We start from the raw sequence: 24,153 nt of genomic DNA on the forward strand, positions 1-24,153 counted from the left end.
CCGTGCCCGCCGCGCTCGCCCGCACCGCCCGACGACTGCGCACCGAGCTGGCCGACACCGCGCTCGGATCCACCCGGACCGGCTTCCTCGCGGCCCAGCTCCGGGCCCTGGAGTGCCTCGCCCGCCGGCTCGCGGGCGAGCCCGTCGGGTTCGTCGAGGAGGTCGCGGCCTGCTTCGACGTCGACCTCGCGGGCGTCCGTCCGGACGAGGACCGCTACCGCGCAGCCCATCGTCGCCTCGACGAGCTCCTGCCGGGCCCAGGCACGCTGCCCCAGCGCCTCACGGCCTTCCGGGAGCGCGAGCGCGTCCCCCGCGAGCGGCTCAGGGCCGCGGTCGACGCCCTGCTCGCGGCGCTGCGCGAGCGCACCCGGGCGCGGATCGGGCTGCCCGTCGACGAGCACGTCGAGGTCGAGCTCGTCGTCGACAGATCGTGGTCCGGGCTCACGACGCATCTCGGCGGCCTGCGTTCGCGCGTCACGGTCAGTGCCGACGCCGGGCTGCGCGCCGCGCAGCTCGCGGGGCTCGTCGCCCACGAGGCGTACCCCGGCCACCACACCGAACACTGCCTGGTCCGCGGCGTGCGCCGGCCCGACCGTCCCGAGCGCGGGCTCGTCGTCACCCCGTCGCCGCACAGCCTCGTCACCGAGGGGGCCGCCGACGCGGGGCTCGACGTCGTCGGCGGTGTCGTCGGCGGTCCGGGCTGGGGGCCGTGGGTCGCCGAGGTCCTCGCCGACGTGGGCGTGCGGTGCGACGGTCCACTGGCCGAGGCGGTCGAGGACGCCCTGCGCGAGCTCGCCCCGGTGCGCCAGGACGCCGCGCTGCTGCTGCACGACCGCGGCGGAGACGTCGACGACGCTGCCGCCCACCTGCGTCGATGGTTGCTCGTGCCGGACGGCAGGGCTCGTCGGATCCTGCGGTTCGTCACCGATCCGCGCTGGCGCGGCTACACGACGACCTACGTCGAGGGTGAGGCGCTCGTCCGGGAGTGGCTCGACGGTGCCCCCGACCGCGTCGCCCGGTACCGGACGTTGTTCGACGAGCCTCTCGCGCCGGCGCAGCTGCGGGCGACTGCGGCGTCCGGTCCATCGGCCGTTGGTCCGCCCGGGTGCGGACCGTCCGGGCCCACCCCGGCGGAAGTACCCGAAACGCCCAGCTGAACGGTGAGCGCAGAGCGACGAGCGGTAGGCCGAACTGTTAAATCTGACGACAGGCGTTCTTCGCCACGCGGCGTTGCTGTTGACCGCACCCGGGTGACCGCTAGTAGCGTTCATGGCGACGGTACGCACCCGATGCGGACCGTCCGGGGAGGCCCTGGTCGTGGTGTGTTGCACCCGAGGGGGCCGGCACCCGGCCCTCACGGGCGCTGGGCGACGAGCAGCAGGTCGTCGAGTGTGCCGTCAGGGGCCGGCCGGCCCACCAGAGAGTTGGGCGTGGTGCCGCGCCCACAAGGAGCACCCGTGACCGACCGTCGCAACGCCTTCGTTCCGGAGAGCAACGACGCACCGTCTGGCACTCCGTCCCGCTGCTACGTGCTCGACACGTCCGTGCTGCTGTCCGACCCGTGGTCGCTGACCCGGTTCGACGAGCACGACGTCGTCCTGCCGCTGGTGGTGATCTCTGAGCTCGAAGGCAAGCGCAACCACCCCGAGCTCGGGTGGTTCGCGCGTACGGCGCTGCGCCAGCTCGACGAGCTGCGCATCACGCACGGCCGTCTCGACGCCCCGATCCCGGTCGGGACCGCGGGCGGCACCCTGCACGTCGAGCTCAACCACACCGACCCGAGCGTCCTGCCGGCCGGGTTCCGCACCGACAGCAACGACAGCCGGATCCTCGCCTGCGCGCTGAACCTGCAGGCCGAGGCCGCCGGCACCCGGGAGATCGTGCTCGTCACCAAGGACATGCCGTTGCGGGTCAAGGCCGCCGCGGTCGGTCTGCCGGCCGACGAGTACCACGCCCAGGACGTCGTCAGCTCCGGGTTCACGGGGATGGCCGACCTCGACGTCAGCCAGGAGGAGGTCGACGCCCTCTTCCGCGACGGCAGCATCGACCACGACACCGCCCGCGATCTGCCCTGCAACACGGGCCTGCGGCTGCTCGGCGGGTCGGGCGCGGCACTCGGACGGGTCACTGCCGACAAGCGGGTGAAGCTCGTGCGCGGCGACCGCGAGGCGTTCGGGCTGCACGGACGCTCCGCCGAACAGCGCGTCGCCCTCGACCTGCTGCTCGATCCCGAGGTGGGAATCGTGTCGCTGGGCGGGCGCGCCGGGACGGGGAAGTCGGCACTGGCGCTCTGCGCCGGGCTGGAGGCGGTGCTGGAGCGTCAGCAGCACCGCAAGGTCGTGGTGTTCCGGCCGCTCTACGCCGTCGGCGGCCAGGAGCTCGGGTACCTGCCGGGCAGCGAGAGCGAGAAGATGGCGCCCTGGGCGCAGGCCGTCTTCGACACGCTCGGCGCGCTGGTCAGCCAGGACGTGATGGACGAGGTGCTCGCGCGGGGGATGCTCGAGGTGCTCCCGTTGACCCACATCCGCGGCCGCTCGCTGCACGACAGCTTCGTGATCGTCGACGAGGCGCAGTCGCTGGAGCGCAACGTCCTGCTCACGGTGCTCTCCCGGCTCGGCACCGCCTCCCGGGTGGTACTCACGCACGACGTCGCGCAGCGCGACAACCTGCGCGTCGGCCGGCACGACGGCGTCGCCGCGGTGATCGAGAAGCTGAAGGGCCACCCGCTCTTCGCCCACATCACGCTCACCCGCAGCGAGCGCAGCCCCATCGCCGCGCTGGTGACGGAGATGCTGGAGGGCCCCGCGGCCTGACCTCGCCGGCCTGACCCCGCCCGGGCGGCCTGCCGGAAGGCGGGCTGCCTCGGGTGTGGCCGGCTGATGGCGTGGCCGATGTGCAGGAACGGCACTTTCCCGCAACCCAGTTGCGGGAAAGTGCCGTTCCTGCATCCGGGGCGGTCCCCGGACCTGTGCACATGCGTGGAAGCTGTCCACAGGTCCGGCATCAGCAGAGCTGCTGAGCCGACTGGCTCGCGATGATGCGTGCATGGGTCGCAGGGGAGACGGGCCGCCGATCCACGAGGTCGCGGGCCTGCTCGCGTCGAGCGTCGTGCACGTGCGGTCGCTCGTCGAGATCGGCGTCCCTGAACGGACCGCCTACGCGCGGTGTCGGCCGGGTGGGCCGTGGCGGGCACTCCTGCCGGGAGTCGTGGCCCTCCGCAACGGGCCGCCGACCCGAGATGACCGCCGCCGCGCGGCTCTCGTCTACGTCGGGGAGCCGGCCGTGCTCACTGGCGCTGATGCGCTGGAGCTGCACGGCATCCGCAACATCCCGAGGCCCTCCGGTCCCGTCCACCTCCTTGTCCCGGCCGACCGGCGCCGATGCGGCGCGGGCAGGGTCCTCGCAGAACGAACCGAGCGAATGCCGGAGGCCACGCGCGGTCGATGGCCGCTCGCGCCCGTACGACGTGCGGTGCTCGACTTCGCCCGACGATCGCGAGATCGTGACGTCGTCCGGGCTGCACTTGCAGAGGTGGTCCAACGAGGCCTGGCGGGACCACTCGAGCTCCAGCGTGAGCTGGCAGTCTGCAGCTCCCGGGGCTCAGCGGTACCGAGGTCCGTGCTCGAAGAGATCGGGGCCGGCGTCCGATCGGTCGCCGAAGCGTATGCACGCCGGTTGGTCGCGAATTCCGGCTTGCCTGCCCCGGTGTGGAACGCACGGCTCGTGGACGATCGAGGTCGCTTCATCGCCATGCCTGATGCATGGTTCGACGAGGTGGCGCTGGCCTGGGAGATCGACTCGCACGAGTTCCACCTCAGCCCGACAGACCATGAGCGCAACATCGCCCGCCACACCTCGATGACCGCGCACGGCATCGTCGTCGTCCGGACGCTCCCGGGTCGTGTCCGCAGGGAGCCGCGCGCGGTCCTGGACGAACTGCGCGGTGCATTGGCGGCCGCGGCGTCGCGCCCCCGGCCGACCACCGTGACCGTCGCGCCTCTGGCGTAGGGCGGCTCGGCCCGTCCCCGTGCAACTGCAGGAACGGCACTTTCCCGCAACCCAGTTGCGGGAAAGTGCCGTTCCTGCAGCAGGGGGCCCGCCACGCAGGAGCACTCCGACGGCGGGGTCACAGGCCGTGGGGCGTTCCCTCCGCGAAGCCGGCGACGGTCTGCACGCCGAGGACCGCGTTGTCGTGCAGCTCGGCGAGGGTGCGGGCGCCCGCGTAGGTGCAGGCGCTGCGGACACCCGAGCAGATCGCGTCGAGGACGTCCTCCACCCCGGGCCGGGCGGGGTCGAGCAGCTGCCGGGAGCTGGAGATCCCCTCCTCGAACAGCGACTTGCGCGCGCGGTCGAAGTCCCCGTCGCCACGGGTGCGGGCGCTGACGGCCCGCTTCGACGCCATCCCGAACGACTCCTTGTAGGGCCGGCCGGCCTCGTCGCGCAGGAGGTCGCCGGGGGACTCGTAGGTGCCGGCGAGCCAGGAGCCGATCATCGCGGCGGAGGCGCCTGCGGCGAGGGCGAGCGCGACGTCGCGGGGGTGGCGGACGCCGCCGTCGGCCCAGATGCGCACGCCGTGGTCGCGTCCGGCCGCGGCGCACTCGGCGACGGCCGAGAACTGCGGGCGCCCGACGCCCGTCATCATCCGGGTGGTGCACATGGCGCCGGGCCCGACGCCGACCTTGACGATGTCCGCCCCGGCCTCGGCGAGGTCGGCCACGCCGGAGGCGGTGACCACGTTGCCCGCGACGACCGGCACCGTGGTCCCGGACTCGGTGACGGCCCGGCGGACGGCGCGCAGGGCGTCGAGCATCTTCTCCTGGTGTCCGTGCGCGGTGTCGACGACGAGCACGTCGACCCCGGCCTCCAGCAGGGCCTTCGCCTTGGTGCCGACGTCGCCGTTGATGCCGATCGCGGCCGCGGTGCGCAGCCGGCCCCTGGCGTCGAGGGTGGGCGTGTAGATGCCGGCGCGGACGGCCCCGAGCGCGGTGAGCAGGCCCGCGACGCGACCGTCGGGGTCCAGGCCGAGCGCGACGCCGTGCCCGCCGAGGGCGTCGAAGACGTCGCGGGGGGCGGTGTCGAGCGGCATGGTCACCGGTGCGGGGGCGAGCACGTCGGACAGCCGGGTGAAGCGGTCGACACCGTGGCACGCCGCCTCGTCGACGGTCCCGACGGGCCGGTGGCCGTCGTCGACGATCACGACGGTGCCGTGCGCACGCTTGGGCAGGAGGTTGAGCGCGTCGGCGACGGCGTCGTCGGTGTGCAGGGTCAGCGGGGTGTCCCAGACCGGGTGCCGTGACTTGATCCACGCGACGATCCCGGCGACGGCCTGGGCGTCGACGTCCTGGGGCAGGACGGTGAGCGCGCCGCGGCGGGCGAGCGTCTCGGCCATCCGGCGGCCGGCGACCGCGGTCATGTTGGCCGCGACGACGGGCACGGTGGCGCCGGAGCCGTCGGTGGTCGAGAGGTCCACGTCGAACCGGGACGCGACCGACGACCGGGAAGGTACCAGGAAGACGTCGTCGTAGGTGAGGTCGGTGGTGCCCGCCGGGGCGGGGCCGCCGCTGTCGAGGAAACGCACGAGGTCCGAAACTACGCGGGTCGGCCCGGGTCGTCAGCGCCGCATGGTTCTGAGCCGACCGGGGGGGTGACGAGGGTCTCCCACGATCGGATGAGCGCGGACTACTCAGCGCGAGCACGATGGAGACATGCCCGGGCGCTACGTCGTCGTCGGTGGTGGCGCGGTGGGCGCCACCGTCGCGGCCCAGCTGCATCTCGCCGAGATCGGCGTCGTCCTCGTCGCCCGCGGCGCGAACCTGGCGGCGTTGCGCGCCAAGGGGCTGCGCTACCTGCGCCCCGACGGTCCGCGCACCCTCCGGCTCCCTGTCGTCGCCGGCCCCGACGAGGTCACCCTCCGGTCCGACGACGTGCTCGTCGTCGCGGTGAAGTCGCAGGACACCGAGGCCGCGGTCGCCCAGTGGGCGTGGCAGCCCGTCACCGACGGGGCCGGTGCGGAGACCGCCGCGGCCGACACGCTGCCCGTCGTCCTCATGCAGAACGGCCTGGAGAACGCGCGCACGGCGTTGCGCCGCTTCACCCGCGTCGTCGACACGGTGGTGCTGAGCGGGGCCTCGCACGTGCGGCCGGGCGAGGTGGTCTCCCCGGGGAGCCCGCTCGCGGGCGGCTTCTACGTCGGTGACGCGCCGTCCGGTGCCGGGCCCGACTCCGAGCGGGTGGCCGCCGACCTGCGCAGCGCAGGCTTCGCGGTGCAGGTCGTCCCGGACATCGCCCGTTGGAAGGCGGGCAAGCTCCTCGGCAACCTCTACTGGAACCTCGACGCCCTCTACCGCCGCAGCCGGTTGCGCAGCCGGCTCGGCGACGAGCTGGTCGAGGAGGCGACGACCGTCCTGCAGGCCGCCGGGCTCGACCCGCACGCCCCGACGGTCCCCGACGCGCTCGACCGCGCGTCGTTCGAGACCGTCGACGTGCCGGGCGCCAAGCGCGGCGGCTCGTCGACGTGGCAGAGCCTCGCCCGTGGCCGCGGTGCCGAGGGCGACTACCTCTACGGCGAGATCGCTCTCCTCGCGCGGCTCCACGGGCTGCGCGCCCCGCTCAACGAGGCCGTGCAGACCCGGATCGCGACCGTCGCGAGACAGGGCGTGCGGCCCCGGTCGCTCCCGATGAGCGACATCGCCGAGCTGCTGGGCTACTCGGGCATGGCCGCGCCGCTCGCGATGCTCTGACCGGCAGCGTCGGCCCCGGCGCGGCCCGGCTCACGGCGCGAGGAGCGCGCGGACCGCGTCGATCGTGTCGGCCTCGGCGGCGGTCTTGTCGGGCCGGTAGCGCAGCACCCGGGCGAACCGCAGCGCCACCCCGCCCGGATAGCGGACGCTGCGCTGCGCCCCGTCGAGCGCGATCTCGACGACGAGCTCGGGCCGCAGCAGCACGGCGTGCCCGTCCTGTTCGCGCGCGTACCCGGGGAACGTCGCGGTCTGCCAGGCGAGCAGCTCGTCGGTCATCCCCTTGAAGGTCTTGCCGACCATGATCGGCTCGCCGCCGTCGGGGTCGCGGGCGCCGAGGTGGATGTTCGACAGGCTCCCGGTCCGCCGCCCGTAGCCCCACTCCGCGCCGAGGACGACGAGGTCGAGCGTGTGCACCGGTTTGACCTTCTGCCAGGTCTTGCCACGGCGTCCCGCCGCGTACGGCGCAGCCAGCGACTTGACGACGACCCCCTCGTGCCCGGCGGTCAACGCGTCGTCGAGGACCTGCGCGGCCTGCTCCGGATCGGGCCTGCGCACACCCGGCATCCGGAGGTGCGCGTGCGCGTCGGCGGCGAGCAGCCCGGCCAGCGCGTCGAGGCGCTGCTCGAGCGGCGCGTCGAGCAGGTCGGCGCCGTCGAGATGCAGGAGATCGAAGAAGAAGGGGCTGAGCAGCCGCGGCGCGTCGTCGGCCTCGGATCCGTCGGAACCGAAGCGCGACATCGTGTCCTGGAACGCGCGGGGGCGGCCGTCGTCGTCGAGCGCGAGGGTCTCGCCGTCGAGCACCGCGGTGCGGCAGGGCAGCGCGCGGACCTGCTCGACGAGCTCCGGCACGGCCGCGGTGATCTCACGCAGGCTGCGCGTCCACACCCGGACCTCGTCGCCGTCGCGGTGCACCTGGATCCGGGCGCCGTCGAGCTTGAACTCGACGGTGACCTCGGCCCCGAGGCTGTCGAGCGCCGCGTCCAGCGAGTCGCCCGGGGCCGCCAGCATCGGCCGCACCGGCACGCCGACCCGCAACGTCACCGCGTCGAGGGCCGCGATCCCGCCCGTGAGGGCCGTGGCCGCCGTCTCGGGGAGCCTGCCCGACAGCATGAACGCGCGCCTGACCGAGGCCGGCGGGACGTCGGCGGCGACGGCGATCGCGTCGAGCATGACGCCCTCGAGCGCGCCGTGGCGCAGTTCGCCCCCGACGAGCCGGGCGAGGAACGCCTGCTCGGCCTCGGTCGCGGCGCCGAACAGGGCGGCGAGCAGCTCCTTGCGCCGCCGCGCGGAACCTGCGCCCGCCGTGCCGGCGAGCTCGGTGAACGTCGCGTCGACCTCCGCGACCGTGAGCGTCGGCTCCGCGGCGGGCTCGGTGGCCGCCGCCTGCAGGGTGCGCCAGCCGGTACCGATGCGGCCCTGCCGCGCCTCCCCGGAGAGCCAGGACGCCGCCGGCTCGACGACGCCGTCGGCGTGCGCGGCGCGCAGGAGGGCCGCGATCGCCGCGGCCTTCTCCTTGCGGGAGCGGGTGGCGGCGACCGCGGCGGACGTCGTCACGACCTCGGCGAGCAGCACCGGGCCAGTCTCGCAGCGCGCCCCGACAACTTCTCACCGATCCCGGGTCGTGGGTGGCACTTTCACCGGCCCGGCTCTACGCCGCGGCCACCGTCGCCGTCCGCAGCATGTCGGCGATCCGCACCACGCCGGTGCAGGTTCCGTCGGCGGCGACGAGGACGACGTCGTCGTAGCTGCGCGCGGGGTCGCCGGACAGACCGGCGCGCAGCGCCTCCCCGGTCGGGGTGTGTTCGTCGAGCACGCGCGGCCGGTCGCCCAAGGTCGCCGCGGGACGGGCCGCGTAGAGCGCCCGGCCGTACGGGCCGGAGATCGCGAGCATGAACCGGTTTCGGTCCAGGTGGCACGTCGGGACGCGGCGCGGGTCGACGAGGACGACGCCCCCCGCGTGCGGGTGGTCGGCGAACACGCGTCGGGCGTCGTCGGCGGTCGCGGTGTCGGGCAACGTGACCGCGGCCTGGGCGAGGTCGCGGACAGCGGTCGGCCGGTGCCGCGTCGCCACGGCTGCGCCGTCGGACCCCGGCGACGCATCGACGGCCCCGCCCGCGACGCCCGCGAGCGCGAGATCGACCGGCAGCGTCACCCCGGAGGTCGATGCCCGCCTGCGCGGCGTGGCCAGCAGCGGGCCCTGCGCGAGGGTCACGCCCAGCCCGCCGAGCGCAGTGAGCTGCCCGGGCTCGGTGACGCCGGTCGCCACGACCCGTGCGGCCGCCGCCCCGGCGACCTCGACGAGCGCGTGCGCGACCGTCGAGGCCAGTGAGCTGTGCCCGAGCCCGGCGACGATGTGCGGGTCGAGCTTGACCAGGTCGGGCCGTGCTGCGGCGACGACGTCGAGGCCGAACCCGCCGGCCGCGTCCAGGGCGATCCGGAAGCCCCAGGACCGCAGCTCGCGCAGCGCGTCGACCAGCGCCGCGGTCGGCGCGGCCGACGCGGGCGGGCCGACCTCCAGAACCACCGGCGGAACGGCGCGACCACGCTCGGCGAGGCCGTCGAGCATGCCGCGCAACCGTCGGCGGGACCCGACGACGGTGTCGGCGAGCACGTCGACGTGCAGCGGGACCGACGCGTCGGCGTCGGTGGCGAAGGCCAGGGACGCGAGGGCCACCGCGGCGTCGAGCTCGACGACCTGCCGGGTGCCCCAGACGGTACCGGCGGCCCGCGAGCCGATCCGGTCGCGTTCGTGCCGTGGCTGCACCTCGAAGCCGACGACGCGGGAGGTGCGCAGGTTGAAGATCGGTTCGAAGGCGAACCGTTCGTGCACGTCCATCGCATGCCTGCCAGGGGTGAACGGACTCGGGGGAGCGGTCACAACTTGTCACGCGAAAGCGGCCGCCGGGCGACGGCCGGGTGAACGAACGGGGTCGTCAGTGGGGGCGCGTCATGGCCAGGACGTCGAGCGCCTCGTCGAGCTGGGCGAGCGTGAGTTTTCCGGCGTCGACGTGGCCACGTTCCAGGACGACCTCGCGGATCGTGCGGCGTTCGCTGAGCGACTGCTTCGCGATCGACGCGGCCTCCTCGTAGCCGAGGTACTTGTTCAGCGGTGTGACGATCGACGGCGACGACTCGGCGTACTCACGGGTGCGTTCGACGTCCGCCTCGGCGCCGTCGACGACCTTGTCGGCCAACAGCCGGGCGACCGCCGAGAGCAGCCGTGCGGACTCCAGGACGTTGCGCGCCATCACCGGCATCATCACGTTGAGCTCGAGGTTGCCCTGGCTGCCGGAGAACGCGACCGTCGCGTCGTTCCCGATGACCTGGGCCGCGACCATCATCGTCGCCTCGCAGATCACCGGGTTGACCTTGCCCGGCATGATCGAGCTGCCCGGCTGCAGGTCCGGCAGGTGGATCTCGGCCAGCCCGGTGCGCGGGCCCGAGGAGAGCCAGCGCAGGTCGTTGGCGATCTTGTACAACGAGACGGCGACCGTCCGCAGCGCACCCGACGCCTCGACCAGCGCGTCGCGCGAGCCCTGGGCCTCGATGTGATCGGCGGCCTCGGACAGGACGTCGAGCCCGGTCGCCGCGCGCAGCTCCTCGACGACACCCGCCGCGAAGCCGTCCGGCGCGTTCAACCCGGTGCCGACGGCCGTGCCGCCGATCGGCAGCTGCGCGAGGCGCGGCAGCACGTCACGGACCCGGGCGGCACCGTTCTCCGCCTGCGTCGCCCAGCCGCCGGCCTCCTGACCGAGGGTGATCGGCACGGCGTCCATGAGGTGGGTGCGCCCCGCCTTGACGACGTCGGCCCAGTCGGCGCTGCGCCGCCGCAGCGAGGCGGCGAGGTGTTCGAGCGCGGGGACGACGTCCTCGGCGAGCGCCTCGGTGGCCGCCACGTGGATCGTCGTCGGGAAGACGTCGTTCGACGACTGCGACGCGTTGACGTGGTCGTTCGGGTGCACGTCGAGACCTGCTCGGGAGGCCAGCGTGGCGATGACCTCGTTGGCGTTCATGTTCGACGACGTGCCCGAGCCCGTCTGGAAGACGTCGACGGGGAAGTGCGCGTCGTGGTCGCCGGCCGCGACCTCGTCGGCAGCGCCGGCGATGGCCGCGGCGATCTCCTCCGGCAGGACGCCGATCCGCCCGTTCACGCGCGCCGCGGCCGCCTTGACCAGGCCGAGCGCCCGGATCTGGGCGCGTTCGAGGCCGCGCCCGGAGATGGGGAAGTTCTCGACGGCGCGTTGGGTCTGGGCACGCCACAGCGCGTCGGCGGGCACCCGCACCTCGCCCATGGTGTCGTGCTCGATCCGGAACCCGTCCCCGCCGTCGCTCATGGCCCCCAGTGTTCTCCCCGGCCGGCCCGCCCCGCGACGAGACGGCCACCACCGGGCCACGACTCACACGGTCAGGCGACTCACACGGTCAGGCGACTCACAAGATCACGCAACGACCTGGACGACGGACCCCTTGCTCAACGACGAGAAGAACGTCTGCGCCGCGGCCTTGGACAGGTGGATGCAGCCGTGCGACTGCACGGACAGGCTGCCCTGGTGGAAGGCGATGCCGCCGTTGAAGAACACGGAGTAGGGCATCGGGGCGTTGTTGAACAGGCTGCTCTTGTGGTTGATGTTCTTGAACGTCACCGCGAACGTGCCCGGCGGCGTGCGCCAGCCCGGACGGCCGCTGGTGATCGGGACGGGCCCGTAGACGGCCTTTCCGTCGCGGACCAGCCAGGCCTTCTTCGTCGAGAGCTGGACGCAGGCCGCGACGGTCGCCTTGCAGGGCGTGCCCGCCGCGAGCCCGGCCACGACCGCGGTCCTCGGCGGCGCGGTCCGCGGGGCCGTCGTGACCGGGGCCGCGGTCGTTGCCGCGGTCGTCGCCGTCGTCGCCGGAGCCGGGGTGGTCGTCGGCGGCGCGGCGGGCACCTGAGCCGGCTGTTCCGGCGGCGCGGCGGCGGCCGGCGCGGTCCGGACGGCCGGCACCTCGCCCGGGAAGGCCGACGGCGTGGCGCCGGCATGGGCGCAGCCGCCGATCAGGGCCAGGCCGAGGACGACAGCAAGTGCCCGAATCGCGCGCATCCGTACCCCCCATCGCGATCATCGAAGGATCGGCGCGTCACACGCGCCCCACCAGCCCCGTTCGGGTGGTGGAATGTTCACGATTCGGTCACGGCTGCAGCGAGGTGCCTCCCGGTCTCGCGGTCCGCTCACGACCGGGTCGGGCCCGCCGCCGGGTGACCGGCCCTGCGCACGACGGGGTCGGCCGGAGGTCACGCACGGTGGCGCCGACCAACCGCGGCGCAGGTCGCAGGTCGACGTCCCGGTGCGTCGCGGTGTGCCGGGACGTCGGGCCCGGGGTCAGGGCAGGGGCGGGGCCTCGCTGGGGCGCACGTCGAAGTCGATCGACGAGTACTCCCGCAGCTTGGTGAGCCGGTGGTAGCCGTCGATCATCCGGACGGTGCCCGACTTCGAGCGCATGACGATCGACTGCGTGGTGCAGCCGCCCGCCCCGTACTGCACGCCCTTGAGCAGGTCGCCGTTCGTGACGCCGGTTGCGCAGAAGAAGACGTTGTCGCCGCGGACGAGGTCGTCGGTGGTGAGCACCCGGCCGAGGTCGTGACCCGCGGCGACGGCCCGCTCGCGCTCGGCGTCGTCGGACGGCCAGAGCCGACCCTGGATCGCGCCGCCCATGCACTTCAGCGCGGCCGCGGCGATGATCCCCTCCGGGGTCCCGCCGATGCCGTACAGCATGTCGACGCCGGTGTTCGGGCGCGCGGCGGAGATGGCGCCGGCGACGTCGCCGTCGGAGATGAAGTTGATGCGGGCGCCGGTGGCCCGCACCTGCTCGACGATCTCGGCGTGCCGCGGCCGGTCGAGGATGCAGACGGTGACCTCGGCGACGTCGTACCCCTTGGCCTGCGCGACGCGGCGGATGTTCTCGCCGACGGGCGCGGTGATGTCGATGACGTCGGCGGCCTCCGGTCCGACGGCGATCTTCTCCATGTAGAAGACGGCGGAGGGGTCGAACATCGCGTCGCGCTCGGCGACGGCGAGCACCGCCAGCGCGTTGGGCATGCCCTTGGCCATCAGGGTGGTGCCGTCGATCGGGTCGACCGCGACGTCGCACCACGGCCCCTCGCCGTTGCCGACTTCCTCGCCGTTGAACAGCATGGGCGCCTCGTCCTTCTCGCCCTCGCCGATGACGACGATGCCCCGCATCGAGACCGTGCCGATCAGCTGCCGCATCGCGTCGACCGCCGCGCCGTCGCCGCCGTTCTTGTCGCCGCGGCCCACCCACCGGCCCGCGGCCATCGCCGCCGCCTCGGTGACGCGGACGAGCTCCATCGCGAGGTTGCGGTCGGGTCGCTGACGCTGGTCGGTGGACATCGGGGCGCCTCCAGGGGTCAGGGGTGTGCCGCCTCGATCCTCGCAGATCGACGCACTGCGCCGCGCCGTCCGACGCCTGAGACGATGGCAACGTGAGCGGTACCCCTCGACCCGATCCGCAGCCCGCCCCGGCCCCCGACGCCGGCGACCGGCCCGACGCGCACGGCTCCACGGCGCCCGCGGAGGACCCCGGGCACGGCTCGGCGGCGCCCGCCGAGGATCCGGGGAAGGGCTCGGAAGCGCCCGCGGAGCAACCCGGGGAGGGCCCGGCGAAGCCCGCCCGCGGGTTGCCCAGGGTGCGCGAGATGCTGCTCGCGATCGGGCTGATCATCGTCGTGTCGCTGCTGTTCACCCGGTCCTGCTCGTTCAGCCCGGGCGGCCCGACGGTCGCGCCCGGTTCGGCACCGACCGTCGACTCCGCCGCGCAGCTGCAGGAGGCCGCGCTGCACACCCCGTTCGCGCTGCACGTCCCGCAGCTGCCGCCGGGCTGGACGGCCAACTCGGCCGACGACGGGCCGGTGGTCGGTGGCGGCCGTGCCGTCACCGTCGGCTACCTCACCGAGGGCGGCTCCTACGTGCGGCTCGTGCAGAGCGACGCGACCGAGGAGAACCTCGTCGCGGCGCAGGCGGGCGGTCCGCAGACGGCCACCGGCACCGTCGACGCGGCCAGCCTGACCTGGGTTGTCTACCGCGTCGGACCGCGGTCGGAGACGATGTGGGTGGCGCAGCTGCCCTCGACCCCGCGGTCGTCGCTGCTGCTCACGGGCAGCGCGCCGGAGCCGGACTTCCGCGCGCTCGCGCAGGCCGCCGTCGACGGGACGGTGCTCCCGGTCGGCAGCGCACCGTCCTGACTCACCGGTCGTGCTCGCGGGCCTCGTCCAGGGCCTTCTCGACGCGCTCGCGCGCTCCCGCCAGCTGCTCCTCGCAGCGGCGGGCCAGCGCCTCGCCGCGCTCCCACAGCGCCACGGACTCGTCGAGCCCGAGGCCGCCGACCTCCAGGGTGCGGACGACCTCGGCCAGCTCGTCGCGGGCCTGCTCGTAGCCGAGGCTCTCGACCGGGGGCCGTGCGTCGCTCATGACGCGCCATCCTGCCCGGCCGCCGTCGCCGGTTCGACGCGGGCCGCGACCGCGCCGTCGGCGACCCGGATGCGCAGCCGGTCACCCTCGCCGACCTCGCCCGCCGACCGCAGCACCGGCCAGGCCACACCCCGGTCGGCGGCCTCGCCGTCGGGCACCCGCTGCACGACGGCATAGCCGCGGGCCAGCGTCGCCGCGGGGCCGAGCGTGGTCAGCCGGGCGCGCAGGTGCTCGATCTCGGTGGCCCGCGCGGCGAGCCCCCGGTCGAGGGCGGCGTGGGTCCGCTCCCGCAGGCGTTCCAGCTCCTCGTGCCGAACCTGCAGGCCGCCCAACGGGTCCGCCAGCACCGGCCGGGCGCGCAGCGCGACGAGCAGCCGCTGCTCGCGGTCGACCCAGCCGTGCAGGGCGCGCCGCGCGCGGTCGCGCAGCCCGGAGATCCGCGCGCTCTCCTCGGCGAGGTCGGGCACGAGCCGGCGCCCGGCCTCGGTGGGCGTGGAACAGCGCAGGTCGGCGACGTGGTCGACGAGCGGGGTGTCGGGTTCGTGCCCGATCGCGGAGACGACGGGCGTGCGGGCATCGGCGACCGCGCGGCACAGCGTCTCGTCGGAGAACGGCAGCAGGTCCTCGACGCTGCCGCCGCCGCGGGCCAGCACGATGACGTCGACGTCCGGGTCCCGGTCGAGCACGCCCAGCGCCTCGACGATCTGTGGCACCGCGAGCGCCCCCTGCGTGGCGGTGTGCTCGATTCGGAACCGCACCGACGGCCAGCGCGCCGTCGCATTGGACACGACGTCGTGCTCGGCCGCCGACGCCCGCCCCGTGATCAGCCCGATGCGCCCGGGCAGGAACGGCAGCGGGCGCTTGCGCGCGACGTCGAACAGGCCCTCGGCGGCCAGCAGTCGGCGCAGCCGCTCGATGCGCGCCAGCAGCTCACCGAGGCCGACGGCCTGGATCCGGTCGACGCGCAGGCTCAGCGTGCCGCGCCCCAGGAAGAACGACGGCTTGCCGTGCACGACGACACGGTTGCCCTCGGTGACGGCGGGACCGCCCTCGCGAACCAGCCCGACGGGGCAGGTGAGCTGCAGGGAGACGTCGGCGGCGGGATCGCGCAGCGTCAGGAACGCCGTGCCGGTCCCGGGCCGCGCGGTGACCTGCGCGAGCTGGCCCTCCACCCAGACCGCGCCCAGCCGGTCGACCCACTCGGCGATCTTGCGGGCGACCGTCCGGACCGGCCAGGGCGACTCCGGGGACGTCGGGGCGTCGCTCACCCCTCGGTCATCGTGACGATGCGGTTCCCGAGCATCGTCACGTAGGGCGGGCGGTTGCCGTGGCTGATCTCCCACTGCAGCAGGGCGCGCAGCTCGTCGACGTCGAGCGCCCGCAGGCGCCCGCGCAGCTGCGGGATCGTCATACCGGCGTACCCGGGGAGGACGGCCGGGCCGTCGTCCTCGGCGGCCGCGTCGCGGATCGTCTCGGCGGCGACCTCGGTCGCCGGGTCGGCGGCGACGATCGGGTCCTCCGGGTCGGCGGGCAACGTCGACCCGCCCGTCGCCCCACCCGTCGACCCCGCCGCCGGTTCGGTGTCGTCGTCTTCGGTGTCGTCGTCTTCGGTGTCGTCGTCGAACGTGGCCCGCCCGCGCATCGACGTCACCGACGCGCCGTTCACGGTCGCCGGTTCCTCGTCGTCGAAGGTCGCCCAGCTCGGGGTCTCGGGCACCGGTCGCAGCGCGCCGAGCGCGCGGTCGCCCTTGATGGCCAGCTCGGTCACCCGCTGCTGCACCCTCATCGACACCTGCAGCGCCTGGCTGACGGCCGTCACGGGCAGCTCGGTGACGAGACGAGGCAGGTCGCGGGCCTGCTCGACGGCGGTGGCGACAAGGCCGGCGGCGATCCGCACCGGCATCGGCAGCGGCTTCATGCCCGCATCATCCCCTGCGCCGCCGGGGCCGTCACCTGGGGGAGTGGCTGCGCCCCTTCGGCACGGCCCCGACGGGTGACGGCGTGGGTCACGTCGGGCGGCCCGTCGCCCGACACCGCCGTACGCTGGTGGCATGTCCCGAGCCGAGACCAAGCGAATCCTGCTCGCCAAGCCGCGCGGGTACTGCGCGGGCGTGGACCGGGCCGTCGAGGCGGTCGAGAAGGCGTTGGAGCAGCACGGGGCTCCCGTCTACGTCCGCAAGCAGATCGTGCACAACGTCCATGTCGTCGAGACGCTGACCGAGCGCGGCGCGATCTTCGTCGACGAGACCGACGAGGTGCCGCCCGGCTCTATCGTCGTGTTCTCCGCGCACGGGGTCTCGCCCGCGGTCCGCCAGCAGGCCGAGGACCGCGAGCTGCGCACGATCGACGCGACCTGCCCGCTGGTCACCAAGGTCCACGGTGAGGTCAAGCGGTTCGCCCGCGAGGACTACGACATCCTGCTCGTCGGTCACCGCGGCCACGAGGAGGTCGAGGGCACCTCGGGCGAGGCGCCCGGCAACGTCCAGCTCGTCGACAGCGCGGCCGACGTCGCGTCGGTGACGGTGCGCGACCCCGACAAGGTCGTCTGGCTCTCGCAGACCACGCTGAGCGTCGACGAGACGATGGAAACCGTTGCCGCGCTGCGGGAGCGCTTCCCGACGCTGCAGAACCCGCCGAGCGACGACATCTGCTACGCCACGCAGAACCGCCAGATCGCGGTGAAGGCGATGGCCCCGCACTGCGATCTCGTGCTGGTCGTGGGGTCGGCCAACTCGTCGAACTCGGTGCGGCTCGTCGAGGTCGCCCTCGCCGCTGGCGCCGGGGCGTCGTACCTGATCGACTACGCCCGCCAGATCGACGAGAGCTGGCTCGAGGGCGTGACGACGGTCGGGGTCACCAGCGGCGCCTCGGTCCCCGAGGTCCTCGTCCGCGGCGTGCTCGAGCACCTGGGCGAGCACGGGTTCGGCGAGGTCGAGGAGATCACGACTGCCGAGGAGACCTTGACGTTCGCCCTTCCCCGCGAGCTCCGCCCGAGCCGCGCGGGTCGCTGACCCGGCCGCCCTCGCGGCCTGCACGGTCGGCCTCCAGGCGCTTCTCGCGAGCCCGCCGGCGGGCCTCCTCCGCGACGGTCGGCTTCGGCTCCCGACGTCCCGGGGCCCGGCCCGCGGGGCCGCCTCGGCCCTGCGCAGCCCGGTCGCGGCCGGCGAGCCTGCCGAGCCGAAGCTCGGGATCGTCGTTGCGCTGCAACAGGAGCCGCCCGATCCCGATACCGACGACGACCGCTGTGGTGGTGGCCATCGTGGGGAACGAGTTGATCAGCGGGGCCCCGACGAGCAGCAGCGTCTCGGTCGTCCCGCCGCCGGAGCGCGACGGCCCGACCAGCAGCACCATCACCGGGACGAGCACCGCGACCAGCAGCGGCGGCTGCACGATCGGCAGGAACAGGCTGCGGCGGCGCACCCACATCACCGCGAGCAGGCAGCCGGTGAAGAACCCGACCTTGAAGACGATCCCCGCGGTACCCGACCGCAGGACGTCGATCAGCACGCCCAGCCCGGTGAACGCCACGGCGACGCCCAGCGCCGCGACCGGCGGGATGCCCAGCACCGTGCCGATGATCGACCGGTCGGGCATCGGCCACTGCCCCTGCGAACCGGACCCGCCGGACCGCCCCTGGCCGGGACGCCCCGGGTGGCGGACGGCGCCCGCCGGGCGAGGTGATGTCACCCCGTCACGGTAGCCGGGGCGTCGTCCTCGTCGTCGTCGGCATGCGGGCCGACGATCTCCCGTTCGAGCTGATGTAACGCGATCAGGGAGTCCGCGGCCGACGCGACGAGTTCGGGGGCGGCGACGGTGCGCGGGGCGCGGTCGACCTGGCCGGGGGCGGCCAGGTCGTCGTCGGCGACCTTGAGCTCGGTGAGCTTGCGGGCGGTGACGAGGACCCGTGACTCCAGCGACGACACCGTCTGGTTGTAGCTGGTGATGGCCGTGTCGAGACTGCGGCCCAGCTTGGCCACGTGGTTGCCCATCGTCGCGAGCCGCGAGTGCAGCTCCCTGCCGAGCTGGTGGACCTGGGCAGCGTTGCGCGCCAACGCTTCCTGCCGCCAGGTGTAGGCGACGGTGCGCAGCAGCGCGATCAACGTCGTCGGGGTGGCGATCACGACGTTGCGCGCGAACGCGTGCTCGAGCAACGACGGGTCGGACTGCAGGGCCGCCTCGAGGAACGGGTCGCCCGGCACGAAGAGCACCACGAACTCCGGCGACGGCTCGAACGCCGCCCAGTACGCCTTGGCGGACAACGAGTCCACGTGCTGGCGCAGCTGGCGGGCGTGCGCGGCGAGCCGCTCGGCGTGCACCTCGGGCTCCCGGGTCTCGACCGCGTCGAGGTAGGCGGCGAACGGCACCTTCGCGTCGACGACGATCTGCTTGTCGCCCGCCAGGTGCACGACCATGTCGGGGCGGACGCCGCCGTCGGCGTCGCCGCCCGTGCCGGTTCCGGTGACCTGGGTGTCGAAGTCGCAGTGCTCGACCATGCCGGCGAGCTGCACGATGCGTTCCAGCTGCAGCTCGCCCCAGCGGCCGCGGACCTGCGGCGCCCGCAGCGCGCTGACCAGCTGCCGGGTCTCGCTCTGCAGCTTCTCCGACGACCGGTGCATCGCGACGACCTGCTCGCGCAGCCCGGCGTAGGCCGACTCGCGGTCCTTCTCCACGGCCCGCAGCTGGCCCTCGACCCGGGCGAGCGTGGCCGTCATCGGGTCGATCAGCTTGTCGAGCGCCGCGGCGCGGGCCGCCTCGTCGCCCGCGGCCTTCGCGGACAGCGCCGCCGTGGCCTCCTTGATCCGACCCTCCGCCAGCGCGACGAAGTGCTCGTTGTTGCGCGCCAACGCATCTGCCGACAGCGACCGGAACGCCTCCTTGAGCTCGGCGTCGCGCCGCAGCAGGAGCTCCTCGCGGGCCGCGCCGGCCTCGCGCTCGCTGCGCAGGGCCGCACCGTGCGCGGCGGCCTCGCTCTCCGCGCGGCGCAGGCGCTCCGAGGCGGTGTCGACCTCCTCGGACAGCTCCTCGACACGCTCGAGCAGCGCGGCCCGCTCGGCGCGCAGAGCCGCCGTGTCGGCCCGCGCCGTCGCCGACACCTCCGCGACGCGGCGGGCCGCCTCCGCCGCCGCCACCTTGTGCCGCGAGCCCAGGAACAGCCACGCCACGCCGAAGCCCGCCACCAGGCCCACGAGCAGGCCGATGAGCAGCACGTTCACGGCGGTGACGAGATCCACGGCCCCAGGGTGCACCCGCGCTCCGACAGAACCGGCGTGCCACGCCGACCACCCGACAGGGTGTACGGCAAGAGGCCGAGACGGATCGGCGAGCGGTCGAACAAACGGTCGAATCGTCGACTTCGGACCGTCGCGCCCTCAATGCACGAGCGTCAGCCGGCCTCGTGTGCGATGAGCGCGCGCTTCACCGGCAGCCCCCACCGGAAGCCGCCGAGGCTGCCGTCGAGTCGCAGGACCCGGTGGCAGGGCACGAACAGCGCGGCCGCGTTGCGCGCGCAGGCCGATGCGGCGGCGCGGATCGCCGCCGGGCGCCCGGACAGCGTGGCGTACTCCGTGTAGGTCACCGGGCCGCCCGCGGGAACGGTCCGCAGCACGTCCCAGGCGTGCTCGAGGAACGGGCCGGAGCGCTGCCGCACCGGCACGGCGTCGATGACACCGAGGTCGCCCTCGTGGTATGCGAGGACGGCCTTGCCGACGGGACCCAGGTCCGGCACGGCGCGCGAGTCGGCGGGGCGCAGCGACGGGTGGATCAGCGGCAGGAGGTCGTCGACGTCGCCGGTCCAGCCGGAGGCCAGGACGGCGCCGTCGTCGGCGACGACCGCGGTGAACGGTCCGATCCGGGTGTCGATGGTGGACCACGCGTTCATGACGTCTCCTTCGTGCGGGCGGCGGGAACCGATGCCCGCCAGAGGTGGGTGGCCGCGTAGGACCGCCAGGGCCGCCACCGTTCGGCGTGGGCGGTCAGCGCGGGGATGTCCGAGGGCAGGCCCAGCGCGGCGGCCCCGCGACGGACGGCGAGGTCCTCGGCGAGCAGCTCGTCGGGGTCGCCGAGCAGACGCATGGCCAGGTAGCCGGCCGTCCACGGGCCCACCCCGGGCTGCGCGAGCAGGTCGGCGCGCAGCGCGGCGGGCTCGCGGCCCGCGTCGAACACGAGGTCGCCGCTCGCGATCGCCGAGGCCAGCCCGACGAGCGTCGCCGTCCGCCTGGCCGGCCCGCTCACGACGTCGGCCGCGCGCTCGGCGAGCGCCTCCGCCGTCGGGAAGAGCAGGCCCGGACCGTCCCACTGCTCCGGGAGCGGCTCGCCGAGCTCCGCGACGAGGCGCGACGCGGCCGTCCGGGCGCCGCTGACCGACACCTGCTGGCCCAGGACCGTCCGCACGACGAGCTCGACCGGGTCGACCGTGCCGGCGACCCGGATTCCCGGCACGGCCCCGACCGACGGCGCGAGCGCGGGATCGGCGGCCAGTGCGATGTCGACGGCGACCGGGTCGGCGTCCAGGTCCAGCAGTCTGCGGATGCGTGCGACGGCGGGGCCGACGTCACGCGGGTCGACGGGCCGTAGCGTCGCCGTGACGTGCCGGGCCCCGGGCGGCGCCGACAGGTCGAGCGCCACCGTCGCCGGACCGTGCGGGAGTCGCAGCGTGCGCCGGTAGCAGCTGCCGACGACCTCCTCCACGCCGGCGATCGCCCTGTGGCGCAGGTGGTCGAGCAACCCCTCCGCGTCGAACGGGAGGCGGTGGGGCAGCCGTAGCACCAGCGCGCCCGCGACCGGGGTGAGCCGCTCGCCGCCGCGACGGGCCGCGTCCGCGCGCAACGTCCGCGGCGGCACCGCGTAGACGGCGCGGACGGTGTCGTTGAACTGCCGGACGCTGGCGAAGCCCGCGGCGAACGCGACGTCGGCCATGGGCAGGCTCGTCGTCTCGACGAGAAGTCGTGCGGTGTGCGCGCGGTGTGCCCTCGCCAGCGCGAGCGGGCCCGCGCCGAGCTCGGCCGTCAGGACGCGGTTGAGCTGGCGCTCCGAGTAGCCGAGCGCCCTCGCGAGCCCGGGCACGCCCTCCCGTTCGACGAGCCCGTCGCCGATCAGCCGCATCGCTCGGCCGGCGAGATCGGCGCGGCAGTCCCACTCCGGCGAACCGGGCACGGCATCGGGCAGGCAGCGTCGGCACGCGCGGTAGCCGCGCTGCTGGGCGGCGGCGGCCGTCGTCAGGAACTCGACGTTGCGGCGCAACGGGGTCGTCGCGGGACACGAAGGGCGGCAATAGATTCCGGTCGTCCGCACCGCGGTGACGAACTGGCCGTCGAACCGCGCGTCGCGCGAGGTCACCGCGCGGTAGCAGAGGTCCTGGTCGAGGAGCACGACGTCGATCGTGCCAGTCCAGCCCGGCCCGTTCCGGCGGGAATCGGACACGGACGTCCCTGCGTCAGTCGCGCTCGCAGATGGGACCCGAGAGGTAGCCGAGCGCGCACGCCGTCCGGATGTTGTCGTCCTGACCGCGGCGGGGCCCGCCGCGCGTGTCGTCCCGCGGTCGGGTGACGGTCGGCCGGTCGGCGTGCGTCGTCGGTGCGGCGTCGCGGGTCGCGGGCGGCGCGGTCGTCGCCCGGCGTGGCGCGGGTGCACGGGTGGTCGGCACCGGGGCGGGCGGTGCGGCTGCCGCGCCGAGGTCGGGCAGCGGGACCGGCGGGATCGCGTCGTCGAACGTGGGGAACGTGGCCACCGACGTCCCGGGAGCCGACGACGCGAAGCGCGGCAACGCCACCGGGCCCGCCGGGCTGCCCGCCATCGCGACCGCGGTGACCGCGCCGAGCGACAGCGACGCCGTCACGGCCGCGGTGAGGGCCGCACGAGGACTCGGGAACCGCACCAGGACCACCTTCGCCGACGACGGGACCGGCCACACCCCGGCGGCCTCACCGGGTCCATCGCCCGGAACCGCGCCGACGTTAGCCTTTTCGGATCATCAGGGGTACGGCGACCGGCGGTGTCGCGACCTCGCGCGGCGGTGCGACTACGCTGGTCGGTCGTGTCCCTCACCCTCGGCATCGTCGGCCTGCCGAACGTCGGTAAGTCGACCCTGTTCAACGCGCTGACCCGCAACGACGTGCTCGCCGCGAACTACCCCTTCGCGACGATCGAACCCAACGTCGGCGTCGTCCCGCTGCCCGACCCGAGGCTGGACAAGCTGGCCGAGATCCACTCGTCGGCCAAGATCGTCCCCGCCACCGTGTCGTTCGTCGACATCGCGGGCATCGTCAAGGGTGCCTCCGAGGGCGCCGGGCTCGGCAACAAGTTCCTCGCCAACATCCGCGAGTCCGACGCCATCTGCCAGGTCGTGCGCGTGTTCTCCGACGACGACGTCGTGCACGTCGAGGGCAAGGTCGACCCCGCCGCCGACATCGAGACGATCGCCACCGAGCTGATCCTCGCCGACCTCCAGACGCTGGAGAAGGCCGTCCCGCGCCTCACCAAGGAGGCGCGGATGCAGAAGGACCGCCGCGCCGTCCTGGAGGCCGCCGAGGCCGCCGTCGAGATCCTCAACAGCGGGAAGACGCTCTTCGCCGCCGGCGTCGACAAGGAACCCCTGCGCGAGCTGACGCTGCTCACCACCAAGCCGTTCCTCTACGTCTTCAACGCCGACGAGAGCGTCCTCACCGACGACGCCAGGCGCAAGGAGCTCGCCGACCTCGTCGCCCCCGCGGACGCCGTCTTCCTCGACGCGAAGGTCGAGTCCGAGCTGCTCGAGCTCGACGAGGAATCCGCCCGCGAGCTGCTGGAGTCGATCGGCCAGCCCGAGCCCGGCCTCTACTCCCTCGCCCGGGCCGGCTTCCACACCCTCGGCCTGCAGACCTACCTGACCGCGGGACCCAAGGAGGCCCGGGCCTGGACGATCAAGCAGGGCGCCACCGCCCCCCAGGCCGCGGGCGTCATCCACACCGACTTCGAGCGCGGGTTCATCAAGGCCGAGATCGTCTCCTACGACGACCTCGTCGCCGCCGGTTCCATGAACGCCGCCAAGGCCGCCGGCAAGGTGCGCATGGAGGGCAAGGACTACGTGATGGCCGACGGCGACGTCGTCGAGTTCCGGTTCAACGTCTGACCTCGGGCTGTTTCGCCCGGCCAAGTCGCCATGCGGCGCCGTCGTTCGTCAGCTGTTCGTCGGTAGGCGCGTCGACCTCGCCGAGCGTGGCTCCAACAGTGCCTTCACGACGACTCCTGGCGGCGCACGTGTGCCTCGGTGGCAGTGGCGTCGACCACTTCCGGCTCGCTGATCGTCATGCCCGTCCGGCCCGTTATCGGCTCGAAGGTCTTCAGAGCGTAGGTGGCGTTCGTGCGACAGCCGACGGCGTCGACGGCTGCGCCGACGGGAGCTCCGACGAACGGCACGAGCTTGCCGAGGTTGATCACGCCCTTCTCGCCTGCCTTGGTGACGAGGCGATAGCCGACCTTCTTGTTGATCTCGATCAGGGCGCGGCCGGGGATGCGTTGGAAGGCGGCAGCGGTGGACTTGCGGCCGATCTCGACGCCGGTCCGCTTGAGCACTTCCGCGCCGCTGCTGCCGAGCAGCGAGACGAGCACGGCGCTGCGGACCTCTTCGGAGTCGATGTCGTATCCGCGCATGTAGGCCACCGCGGCGGACATGCGGCCGGCGAGGATGTACAGCCCTGCAAGCGCGGCCGGGATGGTGACCGGTAGCGCGGCCACCCCGCCGAGTCCGGTCACGAAACCGGAGGCGGCCGCCAGGCGTGTATTGGTGCCGACGAGTTTTCGAATGGCTTGCTCGACGTCGGTGTAGGTGGCGAGGTGCTCGTCGGCGACCTCCTTCGCGCTATTGAACCTGCCCCGTCCGTTGATTCCGACGGACAGGACCTGGTCGACCAGGCCTTCGCCGAGTTCGGCGAGCTTGCCCTTCTCCACCGCCACGCGGTCCCCTTCCGGCGCTG

The 24,153-nt window shown here is 74.0% G+C and carries 22 protein-coding genes; 7 read left to right on the forward strand and 15 right to left on the reverse strand.

Annotated features, from left to right (window positions below; translation table 11 throughout):
- The 3 genes from PSD17_RS11865 to PSD17_RS11875 form a co-directional block, all read left to right on the forward strand.
- A partial coding sequence (locus PSD17_RS11865; RefSeq protein ID WP_339122656.1) for a DUF885 domain-containing protein occupies positions 1 to 1,157 on the forward strand: 1,157 nt, incomplete at its 5' end.
- 372 nt (positions 1,158 to 1,529) lie between these two features.
- The gene (locus tag PSD17_RS11870; RefSeq protein WP_041760469.1) at positions 1,530 to 2,813 is read left to right on the forward strand and encodes a PhoH family protein; all 1,284 of its coding nucleotides are present in this window, start codon (positions 1,530 to 1,532) and stop codon (positions 2,811 to 2,813) included.
- A gap of 805 nt (positions 2,814 to 3,618) precedes the next feature.
- Complete coding sequence (locus tag PSD17_RS11875) at positions 3,619 to 4,008, forward strand: hypothetical protein (protein WP_339122657.1); 390 nt, start codon at positions 3,619 to 3,621, stop codon at positions 4,006 to 4,008.
- A gap of 118 nt (positions 4,009 to 4,126) precedes the next feature.
- On the opposite strand, the gene PSD17_RS11880 is transcribed toward PSD17_RS11875, so the two are convergent.
- Positions 4,127 to 5,578: a GuaB1 family IMP dehydrogenase-related protein gene (locus PSD17_RS11880; protein ID WP_339122658.1), complete on the reverse strand. Its 1,452-nt coding sequence runs from the start codon at positions 5,576 to 5,578 to the stop codon at positions 4,127 to 4,129.
- A 127-nt stretch (positions 5,579 to 5,705) separates the two neighbouring features.
- On the opposite strand from PSD17_RS11880, the gene PSD17_RS11885 reads away from it, so the two are divergent.
- On the forward strand, positions 5,706 to 6,740 hold the full coding sequence (locus PSD17_RS11885) for a ketopantoate reductase family protein (RefSeq protein WP_339122659.1): 1,035 nt from the start codon (positions 5,706 to 5,708) through the stop codon (positions 6,738 to 6,740).
- Between the two features lie 30 nt (positions 6,741 to 6,770).
- On the opposite strand, the gene PSD17_RS11890 is transcribed toward PSD17_RS11885, so the two are convergent.
- The 5 genes from PSD17_RS11890 to glpX form a co-directional block, all read right to left on the reverse strand.
- Positions 6,771 to 8,312 carry an ATP-dependent DNA ligase gene (locus PSD17_RS11890; RefSeq protein ID WP_339122660.1) on the reverse strand — a complete coding sequence of 514 codons (1,542 nt, stop codon included), beginning with the start codon at positions 8,310 to 8,312 and terminating at the stop codon, positions 6,771 to 6,773.
- A gap of 76 nt (positions 8,313 to 8,388) precedes the next feature.
- Complete coding sequence (locus PSD17_RS11895) at positions 8,389 to 9,576, reverse strand: EAL domain-containing protein (RefSeq protein ID WP_339122661.1); 1,188 nt, start codon at positions 9,574 to 9,576, stop codon at positions 8,389 to 8,391.
- Between the two features lie 97 nt (positions 9,577 to 9,673).
- A complete protein-coding gene (locus tag PSD17_RS11900) occupies positions 9,674 to 11,074 on the reverse strand; it encodes a class II fumarate hydratase (RefSeq protein WP_013673150.1) in 1,401 nt (466 codons plus the stop codon).
- Between the two features lie 105 nt (positions 11,075 to 11,179).
- Positions 11,180 to 11,818 (reverse strand): L,D-transpeptidase, encoded by a 639-nt coding sequence (locus PSD17_RS11905; protein WP_013673151.1) that lies wholly within the window; start codon positions 11,816 to 11,818, stop codon positions 11,180 to 11,182.
- Positions 11,819 to 12,097: 279 nt separating this feature from the next.
- Positions 12,098 to 13,126: a class II fructose-bisphosphatase gene (gene glpX, locus PSD17_RS11910; RefSeq protein ID WP_013673152.1), complete on the reverse strand. Its 1,029-nt coding sequence runs from the start codon at positions 13,124 to 13,126 to the stop codon at positions 12,098 to 12,100.
- A gap of 92 nt (positions 13,127 to 13,218) precedes the next feature.
- On the opposite strand from glpX, the gene PSD17_RS11915 reads away from it, so the two are divergent.
- Complete coding sequence (locus PSD17_RS11915; RefSeq protein WP_339122662.1) at positions 13,219 to 13,977, forward strand: DUF4245 domain-containing protein; 759 nt, start codon at positions 13,219 to 13,221, stop codon at positions 13,975 to 13,977.
- Position 13,978: 1 nt separating this feature from the next.
- On the opposite strand, the gene PSD17_RS11920 is transcribed toward PSD17_RS11915, so the two are convergent.
- From PSD17_RS11920 to PSD17_RS11930, 3 genes are read right to left on the reverse strand one after another with little or no spacing between them, the layout of a single operon-like run.
- Positions 13,979 to 14,203 (reverse strand): exodeoxyribonuclease VII small subunit, encoded by a 225-nt coding sequence (locus tag PSD17_RS11920; protein WP_013673154.1) that lies wholly within the window; start codon positions 14,201 to 14,203, stop codon positions 13,979 to 13,981.
- Positions 14,200 to 15,471 carry an exodeoxyribonuclease VII large subunit gene (gene xseA / locus PSD17_RS11925; protein WP_013673155.1) on the reverse strand — a complete coding sequence of 424 codons (1,272 nt, stop codon included), beginning with the start codon at positions 15,469 to 15,471 and terminating at the stop codon, positions 14,200 to 14,202. The genes PSD17_RS11920 and xseA overlap by 4 nt, the downstream gene beginning before the upstream one ends.
- Entirely contained in the window at positions 15,468 to 16,121 is a 654-nt protein-coding gene (locus PSD17_RS11930) for a lipid droplet-associated protein (RefSeq protein ID WP_339122663.1), read from the reverse strand. Before PSD17_RS11930 ends, xseA begins: the two co-directional genes overlap by 4 nt.
- Before the next feature lie 133 nt (positions 16,122 to 16,254).
- Between PSD17_RS11930 and PSD17_RS11935 the strand changes: the two genes are divergently transcribed.
- Positions 16,255 to 17,214: a 4-hydroxy-3-methylbut-2-enyl diphosphate reductase gene (locus PSD17_RS11935; protein WP_013673157.1), complete on the forward strand. Its 960-nt coding sequence runs from the start codon at positions 16,255 to 16,257 to the stop codon at positions 17,212 to 17,214.
- Here the strand turns inward: PSD17_RS11935 and PSD17_RS11940 are convergent.
- The 5 genes from PSD17_RS11940 to PSD17_RS11960 all read right to left on the reverse strand — a co-directional run bounded on the left by PSD17_RS11940 (position 17,144) and on the right by PSD17_RS11960 (position 22,076).
- The gene (locus tag PSD17_RS11940; RefSeq protein WP_339122664.1) at positions 17,144 to 17,890 is read right to left on the reverse strand and encodes a DUF6542 domain-containing protein; all 747 of its coding nucleotides are present in this window, start codon (positions 17,888 to 17,890) and stop codon (positions 17,144 to 17,146) included. The two genes, PSD17_RS11935 and PSD17_RS11940, sit on opposite strands and share 71 nt — an antisense overlap.
- Positions 17,887 to 19,434 carry a DNA recombination protein RmuC gene (locus tag PSD17_RS11945; protein ID WP_339122665.1) on the reverse strand — a complete coding sequence of 516 codons (1,548 nt, stop codon included), beginning with the start codon at positions 19,432 to 19,434 and terminating at the stop codon, positions 17,887 to 17,889. The genes PSD17_RS11940 and PSD17_RS11945 overlap by 4 nt, the downstream gene beginning before the upstream one ends.
- 152 nt (positions 19,435 to 19,586) lie before the next feature.
- A complete protein-coding gene (locus PSD17_RS11950; protein WP_339122666.1) occupies positions 19,587 to 20,081 on the reverse strand; it encodes a methylated-DNA--[protein]-cysteine S-methyltransferase in 495 nt (164 codons plus the stop codon).
- Positions 20,078 to 21,571: an AlkA N-terminal domain-containing protein gene (locus PSD17_RS11955; protein WP_339122667.1), complete on the reverse strand. Its 1,494-nt coding sequence runs from the start codon at positions 21,569 to 21,571 to the stop codon at positions 20,078 to 20,080. The genes PSD17_RS11950 and PSD17_RS11955 overlap by 4 nt, the downstream gene beginning before the upstream one ends.
- 64 nt (positions 21,572 to 21,635) lie before the next feature.
- Positions 21,636 to 22,076 (reverse strand): hypothetical protein, encoded by a 441-nt coding sequence (locus PSD17_RS11960; protein ID WP_143770364.1) that lies wholly within the window; start codon positions 22,074 to 22,076, stop codon positions 21,636 to 21,638.
- Between the two features lie 159 nt (positions 22,077 to 22,235).
- On the opposite strand from PSD17_RS11960, the gene ychF reads away from it, so the two are divergent.
- Positions 22,236 to 23,309, forward strand: a complete 1,074-nt coding sequence (gene ychF / locus PSD17_RS11965) for a redox-regulated ATPase YchF (protein ID WP_013673163.1) — start codon at positions 22,236 to 22,238, stop codon at positions 23,307 to 23,309.
- 104 nt (positions 23,310 to 23,413) lie between these two features.
- Here the strand turns inward: ychF and PSD17_RS11970 are convergent, their stop codons facing one another.
- The gene (locus tag PSD17_RS11970) at positions 23,414 to 24,133 is read right to left on the reverse strand and encodes an EcsC family protein (RefSeq protein ID WP_339122668.1); all 720 of its coding nucleotides are present in this window, start codon (positions 24,131 to 24,133) and stop codon (positions 23,414 to 23,416) included.
- Between the last annotated feature and the right edge of the window lie 20 nt (positions 24,134 to 24,153).

Origin of the sequence: Pseudonocardia sp. D17 (assembly GCF_036984265.1) — a bacterium.
Classification (GTDB): Bacteria; Actinomycetota; Actinomycetes; order Mycobacteriales; family Pseudonocardiaceae; genus Pseudonocardia; species Pseudonocardia benzenivorans.